This window comes from Candidatus Acidianus copahuensis (assembly GCF_000632495.1).
GTDB lineage: Archaea > Thermoproteota > Thermoprotei_A > Sulfolobales > Sulfolobaceae > Acidianus > Acidianus copahuensis.
In genome coordinates this window covers 32,707-51,186 of sequence record NZ_JFZT01000048.1, presented here as the reverse complement: position 1 = coordinate 51,186, position 18,480 = coordinate 32,707, and the positions used below count along the sequence as shown (strand labels likewise).

The following is an 18,480-nucleotide window of genomic DNA, read 5'->3' as shown; positions in this document are numbered from 1 at the left end:
TTTCTCATCACAAGTCAGCACTTAAAATCCCGTTCATCTATAAGACATGAGAATTAGGGGATATTAAATGATGCAACAGACAAAAGAAAATGAACTAAGGACTAGATTATTAGCTGTAAATTTACTTAAGGAACTTAAGTCTGTCTATACATATAAAGAGCTATCAAAAATTATTAATGTACAAGAAAGCTTACTTTGCAGATACGTGAACGGGGTAACTATTCCTAGCGATATTCAAAGCTTAGAAATAATAAATAAAATTAAAAATACTAGATTTCTTATTAATTTTCTCACAAACAAGATAAAGATCTATGAGGATAAGTATGTTGATTCCTCTGAACTACTACTATTTCCTAGCCTTCTAAAACTTCTTATAGAAGTTCATATTAACAAAATTCCTAGAATAAAAGACACAACTAAAATACTTAGCGTTGCAACTAATGGGGTTCCATTCGCCACAATGATTTCGATAATTCTGAATAAACCATTGATAATAGCAAAAAAACATATGGACTCTATATACCTCGAATACTATAGCGAAAGCCTTAAAGAAAGTGATAGTGTTGTAAGCAAATTATACATTAGAAAAGATCTCCTAAAAAAAGATGATAAAGTCTTAGTAGTTGATGATGTAATTAGATCTGGAAAGACCATTAATGCAGCGATAAGACTTGCAGAAAAAAGTGGTGCAACAGTAATAGCGGCAGTAGTTCTCATTCAAGCTGAAAATATAAGGGTAAATCTCGATAACCTATATGTTATATTCGACCTGAAATGATAGCTAGAGTTAGTAACGGAGTATTTTCAATTGGTCTTAATTCAAAGTTTTATCTTGTTGATGATAACAATGAGTATGTCATAATTGGCGCACCTGAGTCTCCAAACATTGAATATGTTAGGGCCGTTCTAGAAATTACACATGGGGCTTTACCCGAATATTTGATACTTAATAGTTGCTTAAAACAGGATTCGGCAGCTGCAGAAATTTTTGTTAAGATATTAGGGACTAAGATTATAGCTCATTATCCAGATTCAGTCATGCTAAGACATGGAGAGTGTAATGGAGAAAAATTTTCCCCAATTCCAGTTTATTTAGAAATTAGAAATAGAATCTATTTTATAAAAAATTTTAAAATTATAAATTCTAGAGATATAACTCCTGGTGCTGTTATCGTAAGGTGGAATAGTATTCTCTTTATTGGGAGTTCTAAGGTTACGCGAATAGATAAAAGTATAAAAATGGTCTGCAGTAGAGAAGGTTGTATTAGGTGATATAGTTGGTATATGAGCAACAATGTGACTCTTGTGGGATATATAAACAGTTAAAAATCTGCCCAGTTAAAAAAATAAATATATGCGAAAACTGCTGTACCTTATGTAGCTTCAGGAAAAAATGCGAATATAGAGTATGGTTTACAGCCTTAGTACCTAGAGACCTAATTAAAAGTTAGCATATGTGGACTTGTATATTTCTCCTTTCTCTAGGTTACTTACAGATCTCTTATACTTGACTGAGTCTCCTAATGAGTTTTCTCCAAACTTCTTAACCCACTCGTCGAGAGGTATTTGGTATTCTTTTAAGACCTTATCCCTGTATAGATCATTAAGTACATTATATGTACAGAATGGGATAACACGACCATCAGGTGTAACGTAATGTATATCACATCTCATAACCCTCTGAATATCATAGTTGTATAAGTCCATGAAATGCATCGTACCTAAGAATAATGTTCTATAATGCCACTCACCCAACGCCTCATAGTTATGATTAACTATTATACTGTATAACATTTTGAACACATCAAAATCCTTTGGCCCTTTCTCCTTATCAATGAATTTCCTTATATTATAAAGTATTTTCATGCCTACCCAATACTTATTTGCACCTTCTCTTAGTTCGTCTGTCTTCTCTTTGAAGAATTCTAGTAAGCCTTCTAAATCTATGAATCTAGATAGTGGTATAAAGTGAGGTTTTCCACTCTCCCAATCTACAAATATATATGTCCCTGCTCCGCAGCTTGGATGATTTGCCATTTCAAATTGTTCTTTCCCTGTTAACGCCTCTACAAGCCTACTAAACACAACTGACGTGCCTATAGGATACCAGCTGTCTCTTGTTATTTCTCCATCTGTTTGATCCTCTATATTCTTTATTATTTCAGGAATAGTTATCCTGAACTTAGCCCTCATATTTCTTTTCATCATGCCAGTGAGGCTAACGGGTTGAAAATTGATTGCCCTTACAATATCTGAGTTTTCTGCAGCGAATTTTACTATATTACCTAAATCATTATCATTAACCGTTCTAATAACTGTAGGAACAAGAACTACACTCGTCATTCCAGCTCTCCTGAAGACTTCAAGAGTATATGGCATCTCCCAATGATTCTTTGGATTAGTCTTTCTATTTGTACCATCAAAACTCATATATATCGTATTTACGCCTGCCTCTCTTAGTTGTATAGTATATTTAATTGCCTTATCTGGATCTTCCATCAATAATTTGGCAAATGTCCCACCCCACGTGTTAAGCTGAACATGTTTCACACCTGACTCCCTAAGAAGTTTCATTACTTCTATAATGTCTTCCCTAAGAGTCGGTTCTCCACCAGTTACTTGTATCACTAAGGTAATATCCTGTCTCTTTAATTGATCTACCATGAACTTTATCTGTTCCAAAGTTGGCTCAAATACATATCCGGCTTTTTCAGCATAGAAGAAGCAATACCAACATGATTGATCGCATCTATTAGTAATGACAAGGTTTACTAATGCAGAATGTTGGTGATGCATTGGGCAAAGACCACAGTTAAAAGGGCACGGAGATTTGAGATCTACGTAAGGTACTTTAGGTCCTTTGCCTTCATATTCCCAATAGTCGAATTTATAGTACATCCCGACATCTCCATAATATAAATCCTCAAACTCTCCATGTTCAGGACATATTTTCCTTATATACATTTTTTCATCTTTCTCAAATATTGTAGCAGGCAGAAGTCTATAACAAGCTGGACATAAGGAATGAGTTACTCGTATTAACTTTTCATTATCTGCTAGTTTAGGAAGAGGTCCCCCTATCTTAATTTCCCTATCACCAAATTTAACTACTCCGTCCTCAAACTTAGAAGGAGCTGGCAATAATCTGAAACCTTCGGTTTTCTCGGTCTGTGTCTGTGCCATATTAAATCTAAAATCTACATTGCTTGCGATAATATTTAAATATATTCTCCTAATAACCAGCTGATTTGGTTAAAACCATCCTTTAAAATTATCCCATCCTTCAATTTTAATTTTTTCTCCGTTATATACTACTGAGCCTTGGGTAGCTTTATTTGTATCCACTTCCCCTATAACCTTAGCTTTAATTCCTCTTTTATGTAGCCAAGCTAGCATTAAAGATAACTTTTGCTCTTTTACAATAAAAATTGATTCATATTCTTCCCCTGAAAATTTTAAAATATCTAATTCGTTAAATCCGTACTGACTTAGCTCCTTTATAATAGTCTGCCTAATTGGAATCAGGTTAAGTTTTATTCCAATCTTTAATCTTTGAGTAATTTGGTCTAATGTAATTAGAATGCCATCACTAAGATCGCTAGCCCCAACTATATCTTTGCAGAAAGTTTTCTGGAAGTCAATCAGATTTCTGTTTACGATCGGGTGCTTCACTTTTAGAAGGGAAATATAATCTGGTTTTATATCTAACTTGAAATAATATTTCATAAATATTTTTGAGGTAAAACCTACTTCGCCAGTTATTATAACCTTATCTTTATTAGAAACACCTGAATGTTGTTCGCATATATTATCACCTATTCCAACTACGTCTATCCAACCATTTGCAGAGCTAGAGTTAAGGTCTCCTCCAACATATTTAAAACCGTAATAGGTGGAAGCACTTCTTATACCTTTTATTATTAGTTCTAGGTCGTTAACACTATATTCTGGGCTTATCCCAATAGAAACTAGTAATAATCTCGGTATAGAGCCTGTAGTTATAAGATCGCTCGCGGTAGAAGTTACTGCTTTCCAGCCTAAATCAAATAAACTCATAAAAGGATAAGTATATGATAATTGGAATCCATCTATTTTATATGATTTTCCTTGATATGAATAAGCATCAGTTAATTCTTTCGCATCCACATATTTGAAGAGTACTGAACGTATAAACTCATGTTCTCCTAGATCTTTCAGTTTCATTGCTTATCACTATAAGAGCCGCCGGCGGGATTTGAACCCGCGACCGCCGGCTTTCCCTAGATACCCTTACGAGGCCGGCGCTCTGCCAGCTGAGCTACAGCGGCAGATTTAGTTAATAATTACTGCTTTAAAGAGTTTTCCTTGATGATATCCCTAAAATATTGTAAACTCCTATCAATTAATTGGCTATAACTGCCCAGATATCTTTTAGGATCTGTTATTATTTTTATATCGTCTTTACTAATATACCTTAACATCTGTTCAGACTCTAAAGCAACTTCTTGTAAGCTCTTTCCTTCCCTTTCAGCTTTACGAGATAGTTCCATTACTAATTCATGTGCTTTATGTCTGGGTAGACCCCGTAACGTAAGATTTATCATCAAACTTTCCGCCATAATTGCCCCCTTTGTTAGGTTAAGATTTTTTTCCATATTTTCAGGATAAACTATTATCCCATTTAGTAATGAAAATAGACTATCAAGCATTTCATCCATAATAACAAATGCATGAGATAATATTATTCTTTCCGAAGCACTGTTTGTTAGATCTCTTTCATGCCATAAAGGTATATTTTCCATCTCACTTATAACAAATCCCCTCATTACTTTTGCTAAACCACTAATTTTTTCTGCAGTGACTGGATTCTCCTTCTGTGGCATAGTACTACTGCCTACTCTATTACCTACACCCTCAGCAACCTCTAAAATTTCTGGTCTCATTAGTTCCCTAATTTCTGTAGAGAGTCTATCCATCTGAGAGGCCAATATAGCTAGATCAGATATAAGTTCTGCAAATCCGTCTCTAGGTGCTATTTGGGTTGAAATTTCATGAGGTTGAATTTCCAGGATACGCATTACCTCTTTCTCAATTTCTAGACCTTTTTCACCCCAAGCTGCCATGGTCCCTACAGCACCGCTCATCTTTCCTTTAACGACTCTCTTTTCTGTATCGATAATTCTTTCTAGAGATCTACTTAGCTCGTAAATATAATTAGCTAACTTAAACCCAAAAGTTATGGGGAGCGCATGTTGTCCATGAGTTCTTCCTACCATTATAATATCTCTATACTCGTTAGCTAAAGTCGACAATCGATCCAGATTTTTTATAAGTTTTCTCTTTATAATATTCAATGCATCTCTAAACATGAGAGCGTAAGCTGTGTCAACTATATCATAACTTGTAGCACCAAAATGCACAAAACGGCCGCTTTCACCGGATTTTTCTGCTATAGCAACAACCATGGCCATTACGTCATGACCTAACTTCTTCTCTAGGGAGTCTATTTCCTCTAATGTAACTTCTTTAGAGGCATTCTCTACGGTTTTTACATCGTTCTCACTAAGATAACCCTGCTTCATTAACGACTTAAGTAGAGCTATTTCTACTTTTATCCTATAACTAGTGATCCCTTGTCTAGAGAAAATGTATCGAATTTCTTCGCCTCCATATCTCCAATCAAGAGGACATATAATTTCCATACGCTTCTTTAAACTCAAACTTAAAATGCTTAATCGATAAAGGAGCATATGATAGTCTCAACCTTAGGAAGTCATTCAGCATTACAGATTCTCCATGGCGCTAAAAAGGAAGGATTTCCCACAACAATTATAACCGAGAATTCAAGAGAGAACTTCTATAGAAGATTTTCATTTATTGATAATTTTCGTGTTTATAAAAATTTGGATGATGCAGTTAATTTAATAAATTCAGTTGATGGTGTACTTATACCTCATGGAAGTCTTGTTGAGTATCTTGGTATACAAAGAACTATGAATATTTCTATTCCTATTTTTGGAAATAGAAATTTATTTTCATGGGAATCCAACCAACAGAAGAAAATGTATCTTCTTAAGCAATCAGGAATTAGAATACCAGAAAGTTTTGAGAGCCCTGAGGATATAGATAGGCTAGTTATAATAAAATTACCTGGAGCAAAGGGAGGAAAGGGCTATTTTCTAGCGAAAGATAAATCAAAGGCTAAAGAAGGTATTAATCATCTTATAGAAGAAAAATATATTAAAAGTTCCGACGATGTGATAATTCAGGAATATGTTACAGGAATTCCAATGTACTTTCAATTTTTCTATAGCCCAATTTTTTCTAGAAATGAACTTACAGGCATGGATATTAGATATGAAACTAATGTTGACGGATTAAAAAGAGTCCCTGGAATAATAAATACCGAACCAAGTTTCGTAGTAGCAGGAAATATTCCTGTAGTAGCTAGGGAAAGCTTGCTTCCAAAAATATTTGATTATGCAGATAGATTTGTAGAAACTACACGACAACTAGTTAAGCCTGGAATTGTAGGTCCTTATTCCTTAGAAACTATAGTAACTGACGAATTAGATATAGTGGTATTCGAATTCTCTGGAAGGATAGTAGCAGGGACTAACTTATATGTAGACGGAAGCCCATACAGCTGGCTATATTGGGATGAACCTATGAGCGTCGGAAGAAGAATTTCCAGAGAAATTAAAATTGCTGTTCAGAAAAATAAACTTGGTGATGTGACAACATGAGCTATAAAATCGCCACATTAGCCAGTCATTCAGCGTTGGATGTGTTTGATGGAGCTAAAGATGAAGGATTTTACACAATAGCTTTATGTAAGAAGGGAAGAGAAAGACCATATTTAGAATTTAAAAGAGTTGTTGACGAGTGCATTACACTTGAAGATTTTAAGGATATAGTTTCAGATAAAATTCAGGAGAAACTCGTAAATGAAGAAGCAATAGTAATCCCAAATAGAAGTATGGCAGTGTATATAGGGTATGATTCTCTAGAATCAATGCCAGCTAAGGTCTTTGGAAATAGGAAGATGCTTAGATGGGAAGAGAGAAAAGGTGAAAAGAACTACTACAGACTACTGGATGAGGCAAAGATTAGAAGGCCTAAAATTCTAACTGTAGGTGATATAGATGAACCTGTGGTTATAAAGCTCCCAGAAGCCTTAAGGAAAGTAGAAAGAGGCTTCTTCTTCGCAATTAACCAAGAGGATTTTGAAAAAAAGATAGATAATTTAACTAAATTAGGAATCATAAACAAGGAAGGTATAGAAGAGATGGTTATAGAAGAATTTATTTTCGGGGCGTATTTTAATGTTAATTATTTTCATAGCCCTTTATTTAATAGAACTGAGATTATTAGTATAGATAGAAGAATACAAAGCGATTGGGATACCTTGTATAGATTACCAGCAGAAATACAAATGAAACTAAATAGACTACCTCGACTTATAGAAGTAGGACATGAACCTGCGACTATAAGGGAGAGTCTTTTAGAGAAATTATTCGATGCTGGTTACGCATTCGTAGAGGCTACTAAGAAACTTGAGCCCCCTGGTATTATAGGACCTTTCACTTTACAATTGGCCGTAACTCCAGAACTAGATATCGTAGTATTCGACGTAGCACCGAGAATAGGAGGTGGAACTAACGCTTATATGGGAATAGGGAGTCAATATGCCAAATTATACTTCGGGAAACCATTAAGTCTAGGTAGAAGGATATCTATAGAAATCAAAGATGCAATAAATTCACATGAGCTGATCAATATATTATCATGACTAATTAGACCGTAATTTTTATTAGCCTATACATGACATAACGCATCTATAATTATAATATCATGATAGTGGGTTTTTTATATCATGATATTAGATTAATCAAAACGGTGCTTAATGCTAAGTCTTTTAGTAGGAGGTTTTTACGGTGATGAAGGTAAAGGTAAAATAGCATCGTACCTCGCAATTAGGGATTCACCTGAAATAATTGTAAGAACAGGCTCTATAAACGCAGGTCATACAGTAGTGTATAATGGAGAAAAATGGAAAATTAGAATTATCCCTTCTGGATTTTTAAGTAAAACAACGACTTTAATGTTAGCTCCAGGTAGTCTTACAAGCTTAGAAGAATTTTTTAAAGAAATTAAAATTACAGATACTGAAAATAGAATATTTATTGATAGACATGTAGGTATAATTACACAAAAGGAGATACAAGATGAAAGAACAGATGAAAACTTAATAAAAAACGTTGGAAGTACAGGACAGGGAGTAGGATATGCAGAGTCAAGAAGAGTGCTGAGAGTTCTCAAGTTAGCAAAAGACTATGTGGAACTTGAAAAATTCCTTACAGATGTACCTGAATCGGTGATATCTGCCCTAGGCAAAGGTAAAGATGTTCAAGTAGAAGGTACGCAAGGTACTTTCCTAAGTCTTTATCATGGAGAATATCCTTTTGTCACAAGCAGAAACACAACTTCTTCAGGCATCTTAAGTGAAGTGGGCATAGGCCCTAAATATGTTAATGAAGTGATTGTAGTATTTAAGGCATTTGTTACTAGAGTCGGAAATGGATATCTAGAAGGAGAGCTTTCTCCCGATGAAGCAGATAAGCTTGGGCTAGTTGAAAGCGGAACTGTCACTGGAAGGAGAAGGAGAGTTGCACCATTTAATATCAAATTAGCTAAGGAATCAGTTAAAATAAATTCTGCAACACAAGTTGCAATAACAAAAATAGATTCAATATTTAAGGATTCTTATAGAGTCAGAGAATACCAAAAACTACCTTCAGAGGCAAAAAGATGGCTTGATGATGTAGAAAATGAACTTGGTGTACCTATAACATTAATTGGTACAGGTGAGGATACATTGGATATAATAGACCTAAGAAATGAAAAGGTGGGAAAATGAATTATGACGTTACTATAGTTGGAGCTGGTCCAGCTGGCCTTTTTGCATCATATGAACTAGCAAACTATCTAAACGGAAATCAGAAATATAAGATCCTATTAATTGATAAAGGAACCAGGGCTTTAAGAAGAAATTGCCCACTAATGTCACCGAAGGAAAAATGCACTTTCTGCAATCCTTGTCATATTAATTATGGGTTAGGTGGAGCTGGAACGTTTAGTAGTGGCATTATAAACTTAAGACCAGATATAGGAGGAGAACTTCATGAACTCATGAGAAGCTGGGACGCTGCGCAAGAAATGATAAACTATGTTGATAGTATACTACTGAAGTTTGGGGCTCCAAAGGACAGGTTGTTTAGACCTAATGAGGAAAAAGTAAGGGAAATCCAGAAAAAAGCTGCTAAGGCAGGCGCTGAATTCGTTCCAATTTTACAACGTCATATTGGAACAGATAAAAGTCCTCTAGTTATTGAAAATATGACAAATTATATTGAAACTTCGGGGATTCAAGTAGCAGAAATGACTGAAGTATATAATGTTCAAAAAACTGGTAATAACTTCGTATTAAAGACAAATAAAGGAGATGTAGAAAGTAAAATAGTATTATTAGCACCTGGTAGAGCTGGGGCTCAATGGTTCTATGAGCAAACTAAAAAACTCGCAATAGATACTGTACCTGGGCCTCTTGATATAGGTGTGAGAGTCGAAGTTGAGTCATTTGTAATGGATGAATTAACGTCAGCTGTTTGGGATCCAAAGATAATAATGTATAGCAAGAAATATGATGATAAGGTTAGAACGTTCTGTGTTAATCCAAGAGGATATATAATGAAGGAAGTTTATGATGATGGGACAATAGGCGTTAATGGAGAAACTTATGCAGATAAGAAAAGTAACAATACTAACTTTGCATTTCTAGCCACAGTAAAACTCTCCGATCCACTAGAAGACACAATTGAATATGGGAAAAGCATAGCAAGATTAATGACTAGACTTGGTGGAGAGAAACCAATTGTACAAAGATTGATAGATTTTGAGAAAGGAAGAAGAAGCACATGGGACAGAATAGCTAGATCGACGGTTAAGCCTACACTTAAAGACGTAACGCCAGGTGACATAAGTATGGGAATACCTTACAGAATCGTTACTGACTTGATGGAAGGGTTGGAAAAATTAGATAATATATCTTCAGGAATATACTCTTCTAACACATTACTTTATGCTCCAGAAATAAAATACTATAGCGTTAAGACAGTTGTCGATAGTAACATGGAAACAGTTGTCGATAATCTGTTTGTAGCTGGTGATGGAGCTGGACTCTCTAGAGGAATAAATGTAGCAGCAGCTACCGGGGTTTTAGCTGCCAGAGGAATAATGACTAAGCTTGATCTTAACTAACGTTTTTATTTTATATTAACGTTTAAATAGTTATGGAAATTAGTGATTTAGATAAGAAACTTCTAATGGAACTAGAGTATAACTTTCCTGTCACTGTATCTCCATTTCAAACTATAGCTGAAAGATTGAACTTATCAGAAGAAGAAATAATTTCAAAAATAAAGGTACTAATAGACAATGAGATAATAAAGAGAATAGGAATGTATATAAATTTTAGAGCTAAAGGTATGGAAAGTGCATTAATAGCTGCAGATATACCTGTAGATAATCTTGAGAAATATAGAAGAATTGCTCTTGGAATTAGAGAGTTAACACATAATTTTATTAGAAATCACCCAAGGTTTAATGTTTGGCTTGTGCTTAAGGCAAATAGTAGGGAAGAATTAGATAGAAATATAGTAGAATTAATGAAACAAGTAGAGGCTAGAGATTACATAACTCTATATTCTAAGAAATCTCTCAAACTGAGTGTAAAATACGATATTATACGAGGTATATCTTGGAGCAAAAACGATGATGTTCCAGGTAAGATACCTACTGCAGATGAGTTAGGAGTAAGTAAGGAGTTCCTTAAAGCTCTATCGTTACCTTTTCCTATTACTAATAGACCTTTTAGAGACATCTCTGAAAAATTTGGATATACAGAGGAAGAATTGGTAGATTTAATAGTAGAATTAAGGAGAAAGCACGTAATAAAGGACTATGGTGCCACCTTAAATGGAGAGAAAGTAGGAATTAAAGAAAATGGGATGTTGTTATTTGATACAGAAAACCTTGAATCCGCTTGTAATGAAATAGCATTAAACTTAGAGGAAGCTACTCACGTAGTCTTGAGAGAATCAGACAAAAAATGGGATTATCTTTGCTATTGTATGTTACATGGAAAAAATAAAGACGTCATATTTGACGCGGCAAAAAAAGCAATTAGGATGATAAGAGCGAGAAGTTACATGATATTGTATAGTCTTGACAATCTAAAACCTGGCATTGTCATATAGGAAAGAAAAACTACCCTTGAACTTTATCTCTTCAACATTAGATTTCATAGATTGCATTAATTCATCCATATATCTCCCTTCATATTCTAGGTAGAAATAATATCTCCAAGGAATTTCTTTTAGTGGCCTAGAGTATATCATAGTAAGGTTTATATTTCTTTCATAAAAACTTTGTAATACCCTAAAAAGTCCACCTGGTTTATGAGGGACAGTAAATAGAACTACACTTCTATCTCCTTCTAATGTGATATTATTCGATATTACCGCAAATTTAGTTATATTTATCCCATCTTGTATATCGGACTTTATTACTTTAAGTCCATATATTTTTGCGGCAAATTCTGAACATATTGCTAACGCATTTTCCTCCTTAGCTAGAATAGCTGCTCTCGATGTACTATCTACTGGAATTACTCTTGTAATACCTAGTTTCTGAAGTGTTCTTTTAGCTTCTTGAATAGCGTGATTATGTGAATAAACTTTAGTTTCACTAGTTATCTTTGTATAACTGCTACCGGCTAATACAAGTCTTATAGGCATTTCTATTTCTTTATTTATATAAATTTCATCTTCATGAAATAGATTATCTAGAGTATCATTTACTGGACCTTCTCTGTTATTTTCTATTGGAACAACTCCGATTCCATTGTTCTTATTTACTGCTGCAAATACAGAAGATATACTATCTTGTTCTACATAATTCTCGCCTTGTATCTTAAGCGCAACTTCATGAGAAAAACTTCCCTTAGGACCTAAATAATAAATTCCATCTGGATCAACTACTAAGCTTTTTATTTTTTGATAAATAAACATTACGTAAACAATACTCCTTGGAACAAATGAAGAAAGTTTTAATTTACTTAATTCTTAGACTAGAATCAAAAATTTTTCTATAGAAATTAAAGTTTTCAAATAACATTGTATATTTATTGCGAAACACTTAACATATATGAGCATAAATTTAATCTTAAAGTCATAGCCCATCAATGCTATTTAACACTGATTATTTATCCTACAAGGCGGAAAAACCAAAACCCATTAAACAAAAACTAGTTTTACTCTATAAGTCTAGCTTCAATTCCTTCACGGCTTAGGTTCATCATTAGTTTTCCAAGATTTTCTGCGTTAGCTACCTCAAACATTACGTAAATCTTTGTATATCCAGGTTTTACATCACTGCTTATTCTATCATGTACCACATCTATAATATTTCCCCTTATTTGGGCTACATAGTTTAATACCCTATTTAGATACCCAGGCTTATCTGGAACTACTACACGTACCTTAACTAATCTTTTAATTTTGAAAAGTGTTTTTTCTGTAATTCTAGCTAATAATGATATATCAACATTTCCACCACTTAATATTGAAACAACCTTTTTCCCATGTTCTACTTTTACCTTTGATGAAAGAAGAGCGGCTAGTGAGGCAGCACCTGCTCCTTCGACTACTGTCTTATTTCTTTCAAGAAGTAATGTCATAGCATTTGCAACTTCTTCATCATCAACTAAAACAATGTCATCAACTAGATCTTGGATTATTTCAAATGTTAGTTTTGAGGGTGTTTTAACTAGTATTCCATCCGCAATAGAGTATGAGGGTTCTATTTCGACTAATCGCCCTAAATCCTTGGATGTTTTTAGAGAAGGAGAGGAAGAAGATTGTACGCCTATAATTTTTATATTACTCTTCTTAGACTTTAATGCAATACTTATTCCAGATATTAATCCCCCTCCACCTATTGGAACAACTACAATGTCTGGAGAGATCTTAAGCAACTCTATTCCTAAAGTCCCTTGACCTAAAATAACGTCAATATCGTCATACGGATGAATTAGCATTAGTTTCCTTTCTTCTATTAACTCTTCTGCTTTTTTCATACTCTCATGGAGATAAGAACCATAAAGTATAACTTCTGCTCCATATCCTTTTGTCGCAAGGTATTTAGATACAGGAGCAGTCTCTGGCATAACAATAATTGACTTAATTCCTAGTACAGAAGATGCAAAGGCGACGCCTTGAGCATGATTACCTGCTGAGACCGCAATTACACCGTTCTTTCTCTCTTTTTCGGAAAGATTCACTAGTTTACTGAATGCTCCTCTTACTTTGAAAGAACCAGTTTTTTGCAAGTTTTCCATTTTGAGAAAAACATTTCCTCCAACTATCCTAGAGAACGTAGTGGAATAATCTAAAGGAGTTTCATGAATATATGGTGATATTACATCTTTTATACCTTGGATTTTTTGAAATAAATCTAAATAATTCATCAGGAAAACCCTGCTCACATCATATTTCAGCGATCGAAGGTTTCCTCATTATTTTGAAAATACTTTCTTAGCTTATTATACGTATCATCTAATGATTCTGGTAAAACTTTCGTATTAGCTAATACAGGCATAAAGTTAGCATCACCGTTCCATCTAGGAACTATATGTACATGTACATGTTCCTCTATTCCAGCTCCAGCTACTCGCCCTATATTTATTCCAATATTAAAACCATCAGGCGAGTAGATCTTTCTCAGAATTGACATAGATTTCTTGACAAGCTTTAACATTTCTAATGATTCTTCATCCGAAAGAAGCTCCAAACTCGGAATATGCCTGTTTGGTACTATCATTATATGACCCGGATTATAAGGAAAACGATTAAGTATTACATATGCAGTCTTTTCACGATAGACTATGAGATTCTCCGTATCATTACTTTCATTTAAGAATGTACAGAATATACATTTTTTATCTTTCTTCTTAGAGTTATCAGAAACGTACTTATTCCTCCAAGGAGCCCAGAGAAAATTCATGTAAAGCATTTACATACTCTAGTTAAAAAAGAGTTTCACTCTTCTGCATCTCTTATTCCATTCTCAGTTATAGCAAACACTACTTCTCCTTCAGGCAAATGAGGCGCATCTACCATTCTAGCTATTCTTTTATTACCTCTGCTCTTCTTTACCTGGACTCTTATACCTGGAACGTGATATAATGTATGTCCTCCAACTGCAACTGTAGGATCTCCATAGAACATATCTGGCCTTGCCATGACCTGATTTGTCACAATAACGGCTGTATCATAAATTTCAGCTAATCTCACTAGCTGATGAAGATGTTTATTAAGCTTCTGTTGTCTAGTCGCTAAATTCTCTCTTCCCGTGTATTCTGCTCTAAAATGTGAAGTTATAGAGTCTACTATTACTATCTTTATTGCCTGATCCTTTTGAATAAGTTCTTGGAGATCCTCACCTATCGCTATTTGGTGATCAGTGTTTATTGCTCTCATATAATATATATTATTCATTGCAGCATCAGGATCTAAGCCTTGAGCTTTTGCCATTGCCTCTATTCTTTCCCATCTAAATGTGCCTTCTGTATCAATATATACCGCTTTACCTAATAGTCCTCCTTTTTCTAGGGGTAATTGAACATTAACGGATATCTGATGACATATCTGTGTCTTTCCAGAGCCAAATTCTCCAAAGAATTCAGTCATTGTCCTAGTTTCTATCCCTCCTCCAAGTAATCCATCAAGAGCTTGGCTACTAGTAGTTACCTTTCTAACGTTTATTCTCTCCTTTTTAACTTCCAGGGCTGTTTTAAATCTTATATCTAAAGCGTCTCTGGCTTCTTTTATTATCCTTTGTGCAGTTGTTAAAGGTATTCCAGCAGCTACACTAAGATCCTGTGGTGATGCTACAGCTACTGCTTCTAATGTAGAATAACCAGAATCTACCAACTTATTAAGTATAGCTTGGCCTACGCCACTAAGATCTTCTATTCCTTTAATCTTCTTCTTTTCTTCTACTTGATCAGCCACTTGAGTCACCTTAAATAACTACTTAATTCTTTTTTGTCAGTTAAATAATTTACCCATACTCCCTTAAATACAATCCTATATCTAAGACAGGTATTATCTCACTTTGGTTCCTTAATGCCTTAATCTTTACAAATGCAATAAAGTCATCCATTAAGCTTATGGCAATTCCATATCTAAACGAATAAATATGAGAAACACTAACGGCTTTCCCATAAGTTAATTTAGATGCACATTTTTCTCCTACCTTTACAATATTTTTGCAATATGGAACCAATAGTTGACCTAATGGTAATAACGGAGAAAAATTATTATGACCCTTAATTTTAACAATGGGTAGTCCTACAGAATACGGATAAAAATTCTTCTTTTGCAGGCCTGCAATTATACGATCTATTCTTTCCCCCTCATTTAATAGGCAGATCTGACTAAATAATGGACCTTTAACTTCTATATACTCTTTCGATAGAAGAGCCTTACAACTACATCTATAAATTGAGCAAATTTTATTTAATATATATTTAATATCATTATTCTTAAGAATTTTTAATTCTTTCTTAGTCGACATATAAAAAAACCTTCTGTACCTTGCTTATGTGGATAAAAACGCATACAGAATTTTAAATCTTGATTTAATTCTACTCCCATGAATTCTGTTACCCCTGGATCTGCTGGAAATCCTATAACTTTTTCTACGCTCATGTTAAGCTCATCTAGAGCGTAATTTACAACTAGCTCATTCTCTTCTGGAGCTATACTGCAGGTAGAATATACTAGTGTTCCATTATCGTCTAACAAATTCCATGCAATTTTTATAAGCTCTAACTGATTTATATAAAATGACTTAAGCTTATCAATTGAAGTCTTTGTTTTTCTCGTTTGATCCTCTGGTATTAGGCCTTCTCCTGAACAGGGCGCATCAAGAAGTATCTTGGAGAAGCTTAATCCGGTTCCTTTAATATTTCTAACATCTGTTCTGACTAATATAGTATTTAATACTCCAAGTCTATTTAGATTTGATTGTAATTTCCTTATTCTCTCCTTTTTCTTCTCCACGGCTAAAATAACTCCCCGGTTTTCCATTAGTCCTGCCATTTGACTTGTTTTACCTCCAGGAGATGCTGCCATGTCTAACACTGTGTCTCTTGCTGTTGGGTTCAATACATACGCAGGAATCATGGAGGCTATTCCTTGAATATAATAATATCCCATCATGTATTCTAGTGTAGATCCTAGACTCGGTCTTGCAGGCAGTTTAGTGACTAGATAACCATGAGATAACCAGTCTATTTTGGACAGCGAAAATCCTTTCTCGTTCATTCTATTTACAAGTTCGTTACAATTAATCTTCAGGTTATTGCACCTAATACTCTTTTTTAAAGGATAAGAGCATGACATTAAAAAATTTTCTGGATTATCCATTATTTCTAAATATCTCTGAACCATATAGTCTAAAAATCCATATTTTTTTGCTAAGAGCTTAGCTTGTGCGGTTGGACTATAAACGAATACTCTATCATATTTTTTAACATAATCATTAATACTTTGCATAATGACTGATGTAATTGAGAGAGAAGTTAAGTTAAAGCTTACGAATAAAAACATAGAGCAAATCTTGGAAAAATTAAAGTCAGAGGGTTATACCATCGATAAGGAAGTAGAGAGAGATATATATCTTAATGGTGAATATAGAGATTTTAGAAAAACGGATGAGGCATTAAGATTAAGGATAACAAACAAGGGTGCAGAACTCACATATAAAGGACCTAAAATGAGTGTAAGAAGTAAATCTAGAGAAGAAATAACAGTGGGCATTACAGACTACGAGACTATGCTGAAAATTTTAACTAAACTTGGATTTAATCCTGTTCATGAAGTACAGAAAATACGATATTATATAAAAATCAATAATTTCACAATATGCTTAGATAAAGTTCAAGATTTAGGGGATTTTATTGAAATTGAAGGTATAAATTCCGATGAAGAAGAACTTCTCGGTTTTACTCAATATTTTATGAAAAAATATAATATAGAAGGAGAGAAGCTTACTAAATCGTATCTAGAATTACTGGTGGGTAAAAATGGAAACTAAAAATATAGCGATACTGACAGACTTTGGAATTTCAGATAACTATAATGGAGTCATGGAAGGAGTTATAAGAAAAATTAATAAGAATGTTAATATTACATATATTACGCCTAATGCAAAAAATTTTAATTTATATTCTGGTGCATATCTTTTATATACGTCCTTTTCATACTTTAGAAAAGGAACAATATTCTTGGTAGTAATTGATCCAGGTGTAGGAAGCTCAAGACGAGCGTTGCTAGTAAAAACAACAAATTATTACTTTATTGGACCTGATAACGGAGTAATATTTCCTTCTATAGTAAAAGACCAACCAAGTAAAATTGTACAATTGGAAAATAATAAATTGTTTCTTTCTCCTCTAAATTATTCCAATACATTCCATGGAAGAGATATCTTTGCGTCAGCAGCAGCTTATCTTTCCTTAGACGTAAATATAGATATATTTGGACCTGAAATTAACTTAAATACATTGAATAAGATATCATTTGATTTTAAAAGGGAAAAATCAATAGTATGCGGAAAAGTTATTTATATAGATCACTTCGGAAATGTAGCTACGTCAATAGTTGATAATCAGTGGAAATATAAAGACGTGATAATAGATGAGAAAAAATTCGAGCTCAAACCAAGTAGAACATTTAGCGATGGAAACGAGAATGAACTTTTATTATATAAGAATGGATACGGTTTTCTTGAGATAGGGATTAATAAGGGAAATGCATCCATTAAGTTAGAGATAAAAGAAGGTGATGAATTATGCTTAGAGGAGTCTATCCAGGGAGATTTCAGCCATTCCACTTAGGTCATTTAAGCGTAATAAAATGGGCCTTAGAAAGAGTAGACGAGCTTATAATACTAGTTGGGAGCGCTCAAGAGAGTCATACTTTGAATAATCCATTTACTGCAGGAGAGAGAATTGAAATGATAAGACTATCTCTTAGAGAGCATGGTATCCCTACAGACAGGTATTATATAATACCTATACCTGATATACTTATGAATAGTGTTTGGACATACCACGTAAGAATGTATGTCCCTTCATTTAGCAAAGTGTTTGCTAGAAATCCATTAGTTATAAGGTTATTTAAAGAGGCAGGAACTGAAGTCGAGATACCGCCTCCATATAACAGAGAGAAATATAATTCTACTTTGATTAGAAAAATGATCATTTTAAATGAGAAATGGGAAGACTTAGTGCCAACTAGTGTATCTATTTTCCTTAGTAATATTAGAGGAATAGAAAGGTTAAAAGAACTTGTTGGATCTGATAAGAGATGA

Annotated in this window: 19 protein-coding genes and 1 tRNA gene; 10 read left to right on the top strand and 10 right to left on the bottom strand. The window is 34.0% G+C overall.

Going from position 1 to position 18,480, the window contains the following annotated elements:
• Positions 1 to 67 precede the first annotated feature (67 nt).
• Together CM19_RS09035 and CM19_RS09030 are read left to right on the top strand one after the other, a co-directional pair.
• Positions 68 to 778, top strand: coding sequence for a phosphoribosyltransferase family protein (locus tag CM19_RS09035; protein WP_048100125.1), 711 nt, complete (start codon positions 68 to 70; stop codon positions 776 to 778).
• Positions 775 to 1,272 carry a hypothetical protein gene (locus tag CM19_RS09030; RefSeq protein WP_048100124.1) on the top strand — a complete coding sequence of 166 codons (498 nt, stop codon included), beginning with the start codon at positions 775 to 777 and terminating at the stop codon, positions 1,270 to 1,272. The genes CM19_RS09035 and CM19_RS09030 overlap by 4 nt, the downstream gene beginning before the upstream one ends.
• Before the next feature lie 168 nt (positions 1,273 to 1,440).
• On the opposite strand, the gene tes is transcribed toward CM19_RS09030, so the two are convergent.
• The 4 genes from tes to purB form a co-directional block, all read right to left on the bottom strand.
• Positions 1,441 to 3,183 (bottom strand): tetraether lipid synthase Tes, encoded by a 1,743-nt coding sequence (gene tes, locus CM19_RS09025; protein WP_048100123.1) that lies wholly within the window; start codon positions 3,181 to 3,183, stop codon positions 1,441 to 1,443.
• Between the two features lie 69 nt (positions 3,184 to 3,252).
• Positions 3,253 to 4,203: an AIR synthase related protein gene (locus CM19_RS09020; RefSeq protein WP_048100122.1), complete on the bottom strand. Its 951-nt coding sequence runs from the start codon at positions 4,201 to 4,203 to the stop codon at positions 3,253 to 3,255.
• A gap of 16 nt (positions 4,204 to 4,219) precedes the next feature.
• Positions 4,220 to 4,307 (bottom strand) — tRNA-Thr (locus tag CM19_RS09015).
• A 15-nt stretch (positions 4,308 to 4,322) separates the two neighbouring features.
• Positions 4,323 to 5,681 (bottom strand): adenylosuccinate lyase, encoded by a 1,359-nt coding sequence (gene purB / locus CM19_RS09010; RefSeq protein ID WP_081801256.1) that lies wholly within the window; start codon positions 5,679 to 5,681, stop codon positions 4,323 to 4,325.
• A gap of 48 nt (positions 5,682 to 5,729) precedes the next feature.
• On the opposite strand from purB, the gene CM19_RS09005 reads away from it, so the two are divergent.
• The 5 genes from CM19_RS09005 (at position 5,730) to CM19_RS08985 (ending at position 11,297) form a co-directional block, all read left to right on the top strand.
• Entirely contained in the window at positions 5,730 to 6,725 is a 996-nt protein-coding gene (locus CM19_RS09005; protein WP_048100120.1) for a formate--phosphoribosylaminoimidazolecarboxamide ligase, read from the top strand.
• Positions 6,722 to 7,771, top strand: a complete 1,050-nt coding sequence (locus CM19_RS09000) for a formate--phosphoribosylaminoimidazolecarboxamide ligase family protein (RefSeq protein ID WP_048100119.1) — start codon at positions 6,722 to 6,724, stop codon at positions 7,769 to 7,771. The genes CM19_RS09005 and CM19_RS09000 overlap by 4 nt, the downstream gene beginning before the upstream one ends.
• A gap of 114 nt (positions 7,772 to 7,885) precedes the next feature.
• Complete coding sequence (locus CM19_RS08995; RefSeq protein WP_048100118.1) at positions 7,886 to 8,899, top strand: adenylosuccinate synthetase; 1,014 nt, start codon at positions 7,886 to 7,888, stop codon at positions 8,897 to 8,899.
• A complete protein-coding gene (locus tag CM19_RS08990) occupies positions 8,896 to 10,299 on the top strand; it encodes an NAD(P)/FAD-dependent oxidoreductase (protein ID WP_048100117.1) in 1,404 nt (467 codons plus the stop codon). Before CM19_RS08995 ends, CM19_RS08990 begins: the two co-directional genes overlap by 4 nt.
• A gap of 32 nt (positions 10,300 to 10,331) precedes the next feature.
• Positions 10,332 to 11,297, top strand: coding sequence for an Lrp/AsnC family transcriptional regulator (locus CM19_RS08985; protein ID WP_200869399.1), 966 nt, complete (start codon positions 10,332 to 10,334; stop codon positions 11,295 to 11,297).
• Here the strand turns inward: CM19_RS08985 and CM19_RS08980 are convergent.
• The 6 genes from CM19_RS08980 to CM19_RS08955 all read right to left on the bottom strand — a co-directional run bounded on the left by CM19_RS08980 (position 11,274) and on the right by CM19_RS08955 (position 16,664).
• A complete protein-coding gene (locus CM19_RS08980; RefSeq protein WP_048100116.1) occupies positions 11,274 to 12,110 on the bottom strand; it encodes a prephenate dehydratase in 837 nt (278 codons plus the stop codon). The genes CM19_RS08985 and CM19_RS08980 overlap by 24 nt on opposite strands.
• Before the next feature lie 242 nt (positions 12,111 to 12,352).
• A complete protein-coding gene (gene ilvA / locus CM19_RS08975; RefSeq protein WP_048100115.1) occupies positions 12,353 to 13,567 on the bottom strand; it encodes a threonine ammonia-lyase in 1,215 nt (404 codons plus the stop codon).
• Positions 13,568 to 13,593: 26 nt separating this feature from the next.
• Positions 13,594 to 14,103, bottom strand: a complete 510-nt coding sequence (locus CM19_RS08970; RefSeq protein ID WP_048100114.1) for an HIT family protein — start codon at positions 14,101 to 14,103, stop codon at positions 13,594 to 13,596.
• Positions 14,104 to 14,138: 35 nt separating this feature from the next.
• Positions 14,139 to 15,113 carry a DNA repair and recombination protein RadA gene (gene radA, locus CM19_RS08965; RefSeq protein ID WP_048100269.1) on the bottom strand — a complete coding sequence of 325 codons (975 nt, stop codon included), beginning with the start codon at positions 15,111 to 15,113 and terminating at the stop codon, positions 14,139 to 14,141.
• A gap of 49 nt (positions 15,114 to 15,162) precedes the next feature.
• Positions 15,163 to 15,678 carry a hypothetical protein gene (locus CM19_RS08960; protein ID WP_048100113.1) on the bottom strand — a complete coding sequence of 172 codons (516 nt, stop codon included), beginning with the start codon at positions 15,676 to 15,678 and terminating at the stop codon, positions 15,163 to 15,165.
• The gene (locus tag CM19_RS08955) at positions 15,657 to 16,664 is read right to left on the bottom strand and encodes an NOL1/NOP2/sun family putative RNA methylase (protein WP_371810388.1); all 1,008 of its coding nucleotides are present in this window, start codon (positions 16,662 to 16,664) and stop codon (positions 15,657 to 15,659) included. Before CM19_RS08955 ends, CM19_RS08960 begins: the two co-directional genes overlap by 22 nt.
• Here CM19_RS08955 and cyaB point away from each other — a divergent pair.
• The 3 genes from cyaB to CM19_RS08940 are packed head-to-tail and all read left to right on the top strand — an operon-like array spanning position 16,663 to position 18,480.
• Positions 16,663 to 17,202: a class IV adenylate cyclase gene (cyaB, locus tag CM19_RS08950; protein ID WP_048100111.1), complete on the top strand. Its 540-nt coding sequence runs from the start codon at positions 16,663 to 16,665 to the stop codon at positions 17,200 to 17,202. The genes CM19_RS08955 and cyaB overlap by 2 nt on opposite strands.
• On the top strand, positions 17,192 to 18,004 hold the full coding sequence (locus CM19_RS08945; protein ID WP_048100110.1) for an SAM hydrolase/SAM-dependent halogenase family protein: 813 nt from the start codon (positions 17,192 to 17,194) through the stop codon (positions 18,002 to 18,004). The genes cyaB and CM19_RS08945 overlap by 11 nt, the downstream gene beginning before the upstream one ends.
• The gene (locus CM19_RS08940; RefSeq protein ID WP_048100109.1) at positions 17,959 to 18,480 is read left to right on the top strand and encodes a nicotinamide-nucleotide adenylyltransferase; all 522 of its coding nucleotides are present in this window, start codon (positions 17,959 to 17,961) and stop codon (positions 18,478 to 18,480) included. The genes CM19_RS08945 and CM19_RS08940 overlap by 46 nt, the downstream gene beginning before the upstream one ends.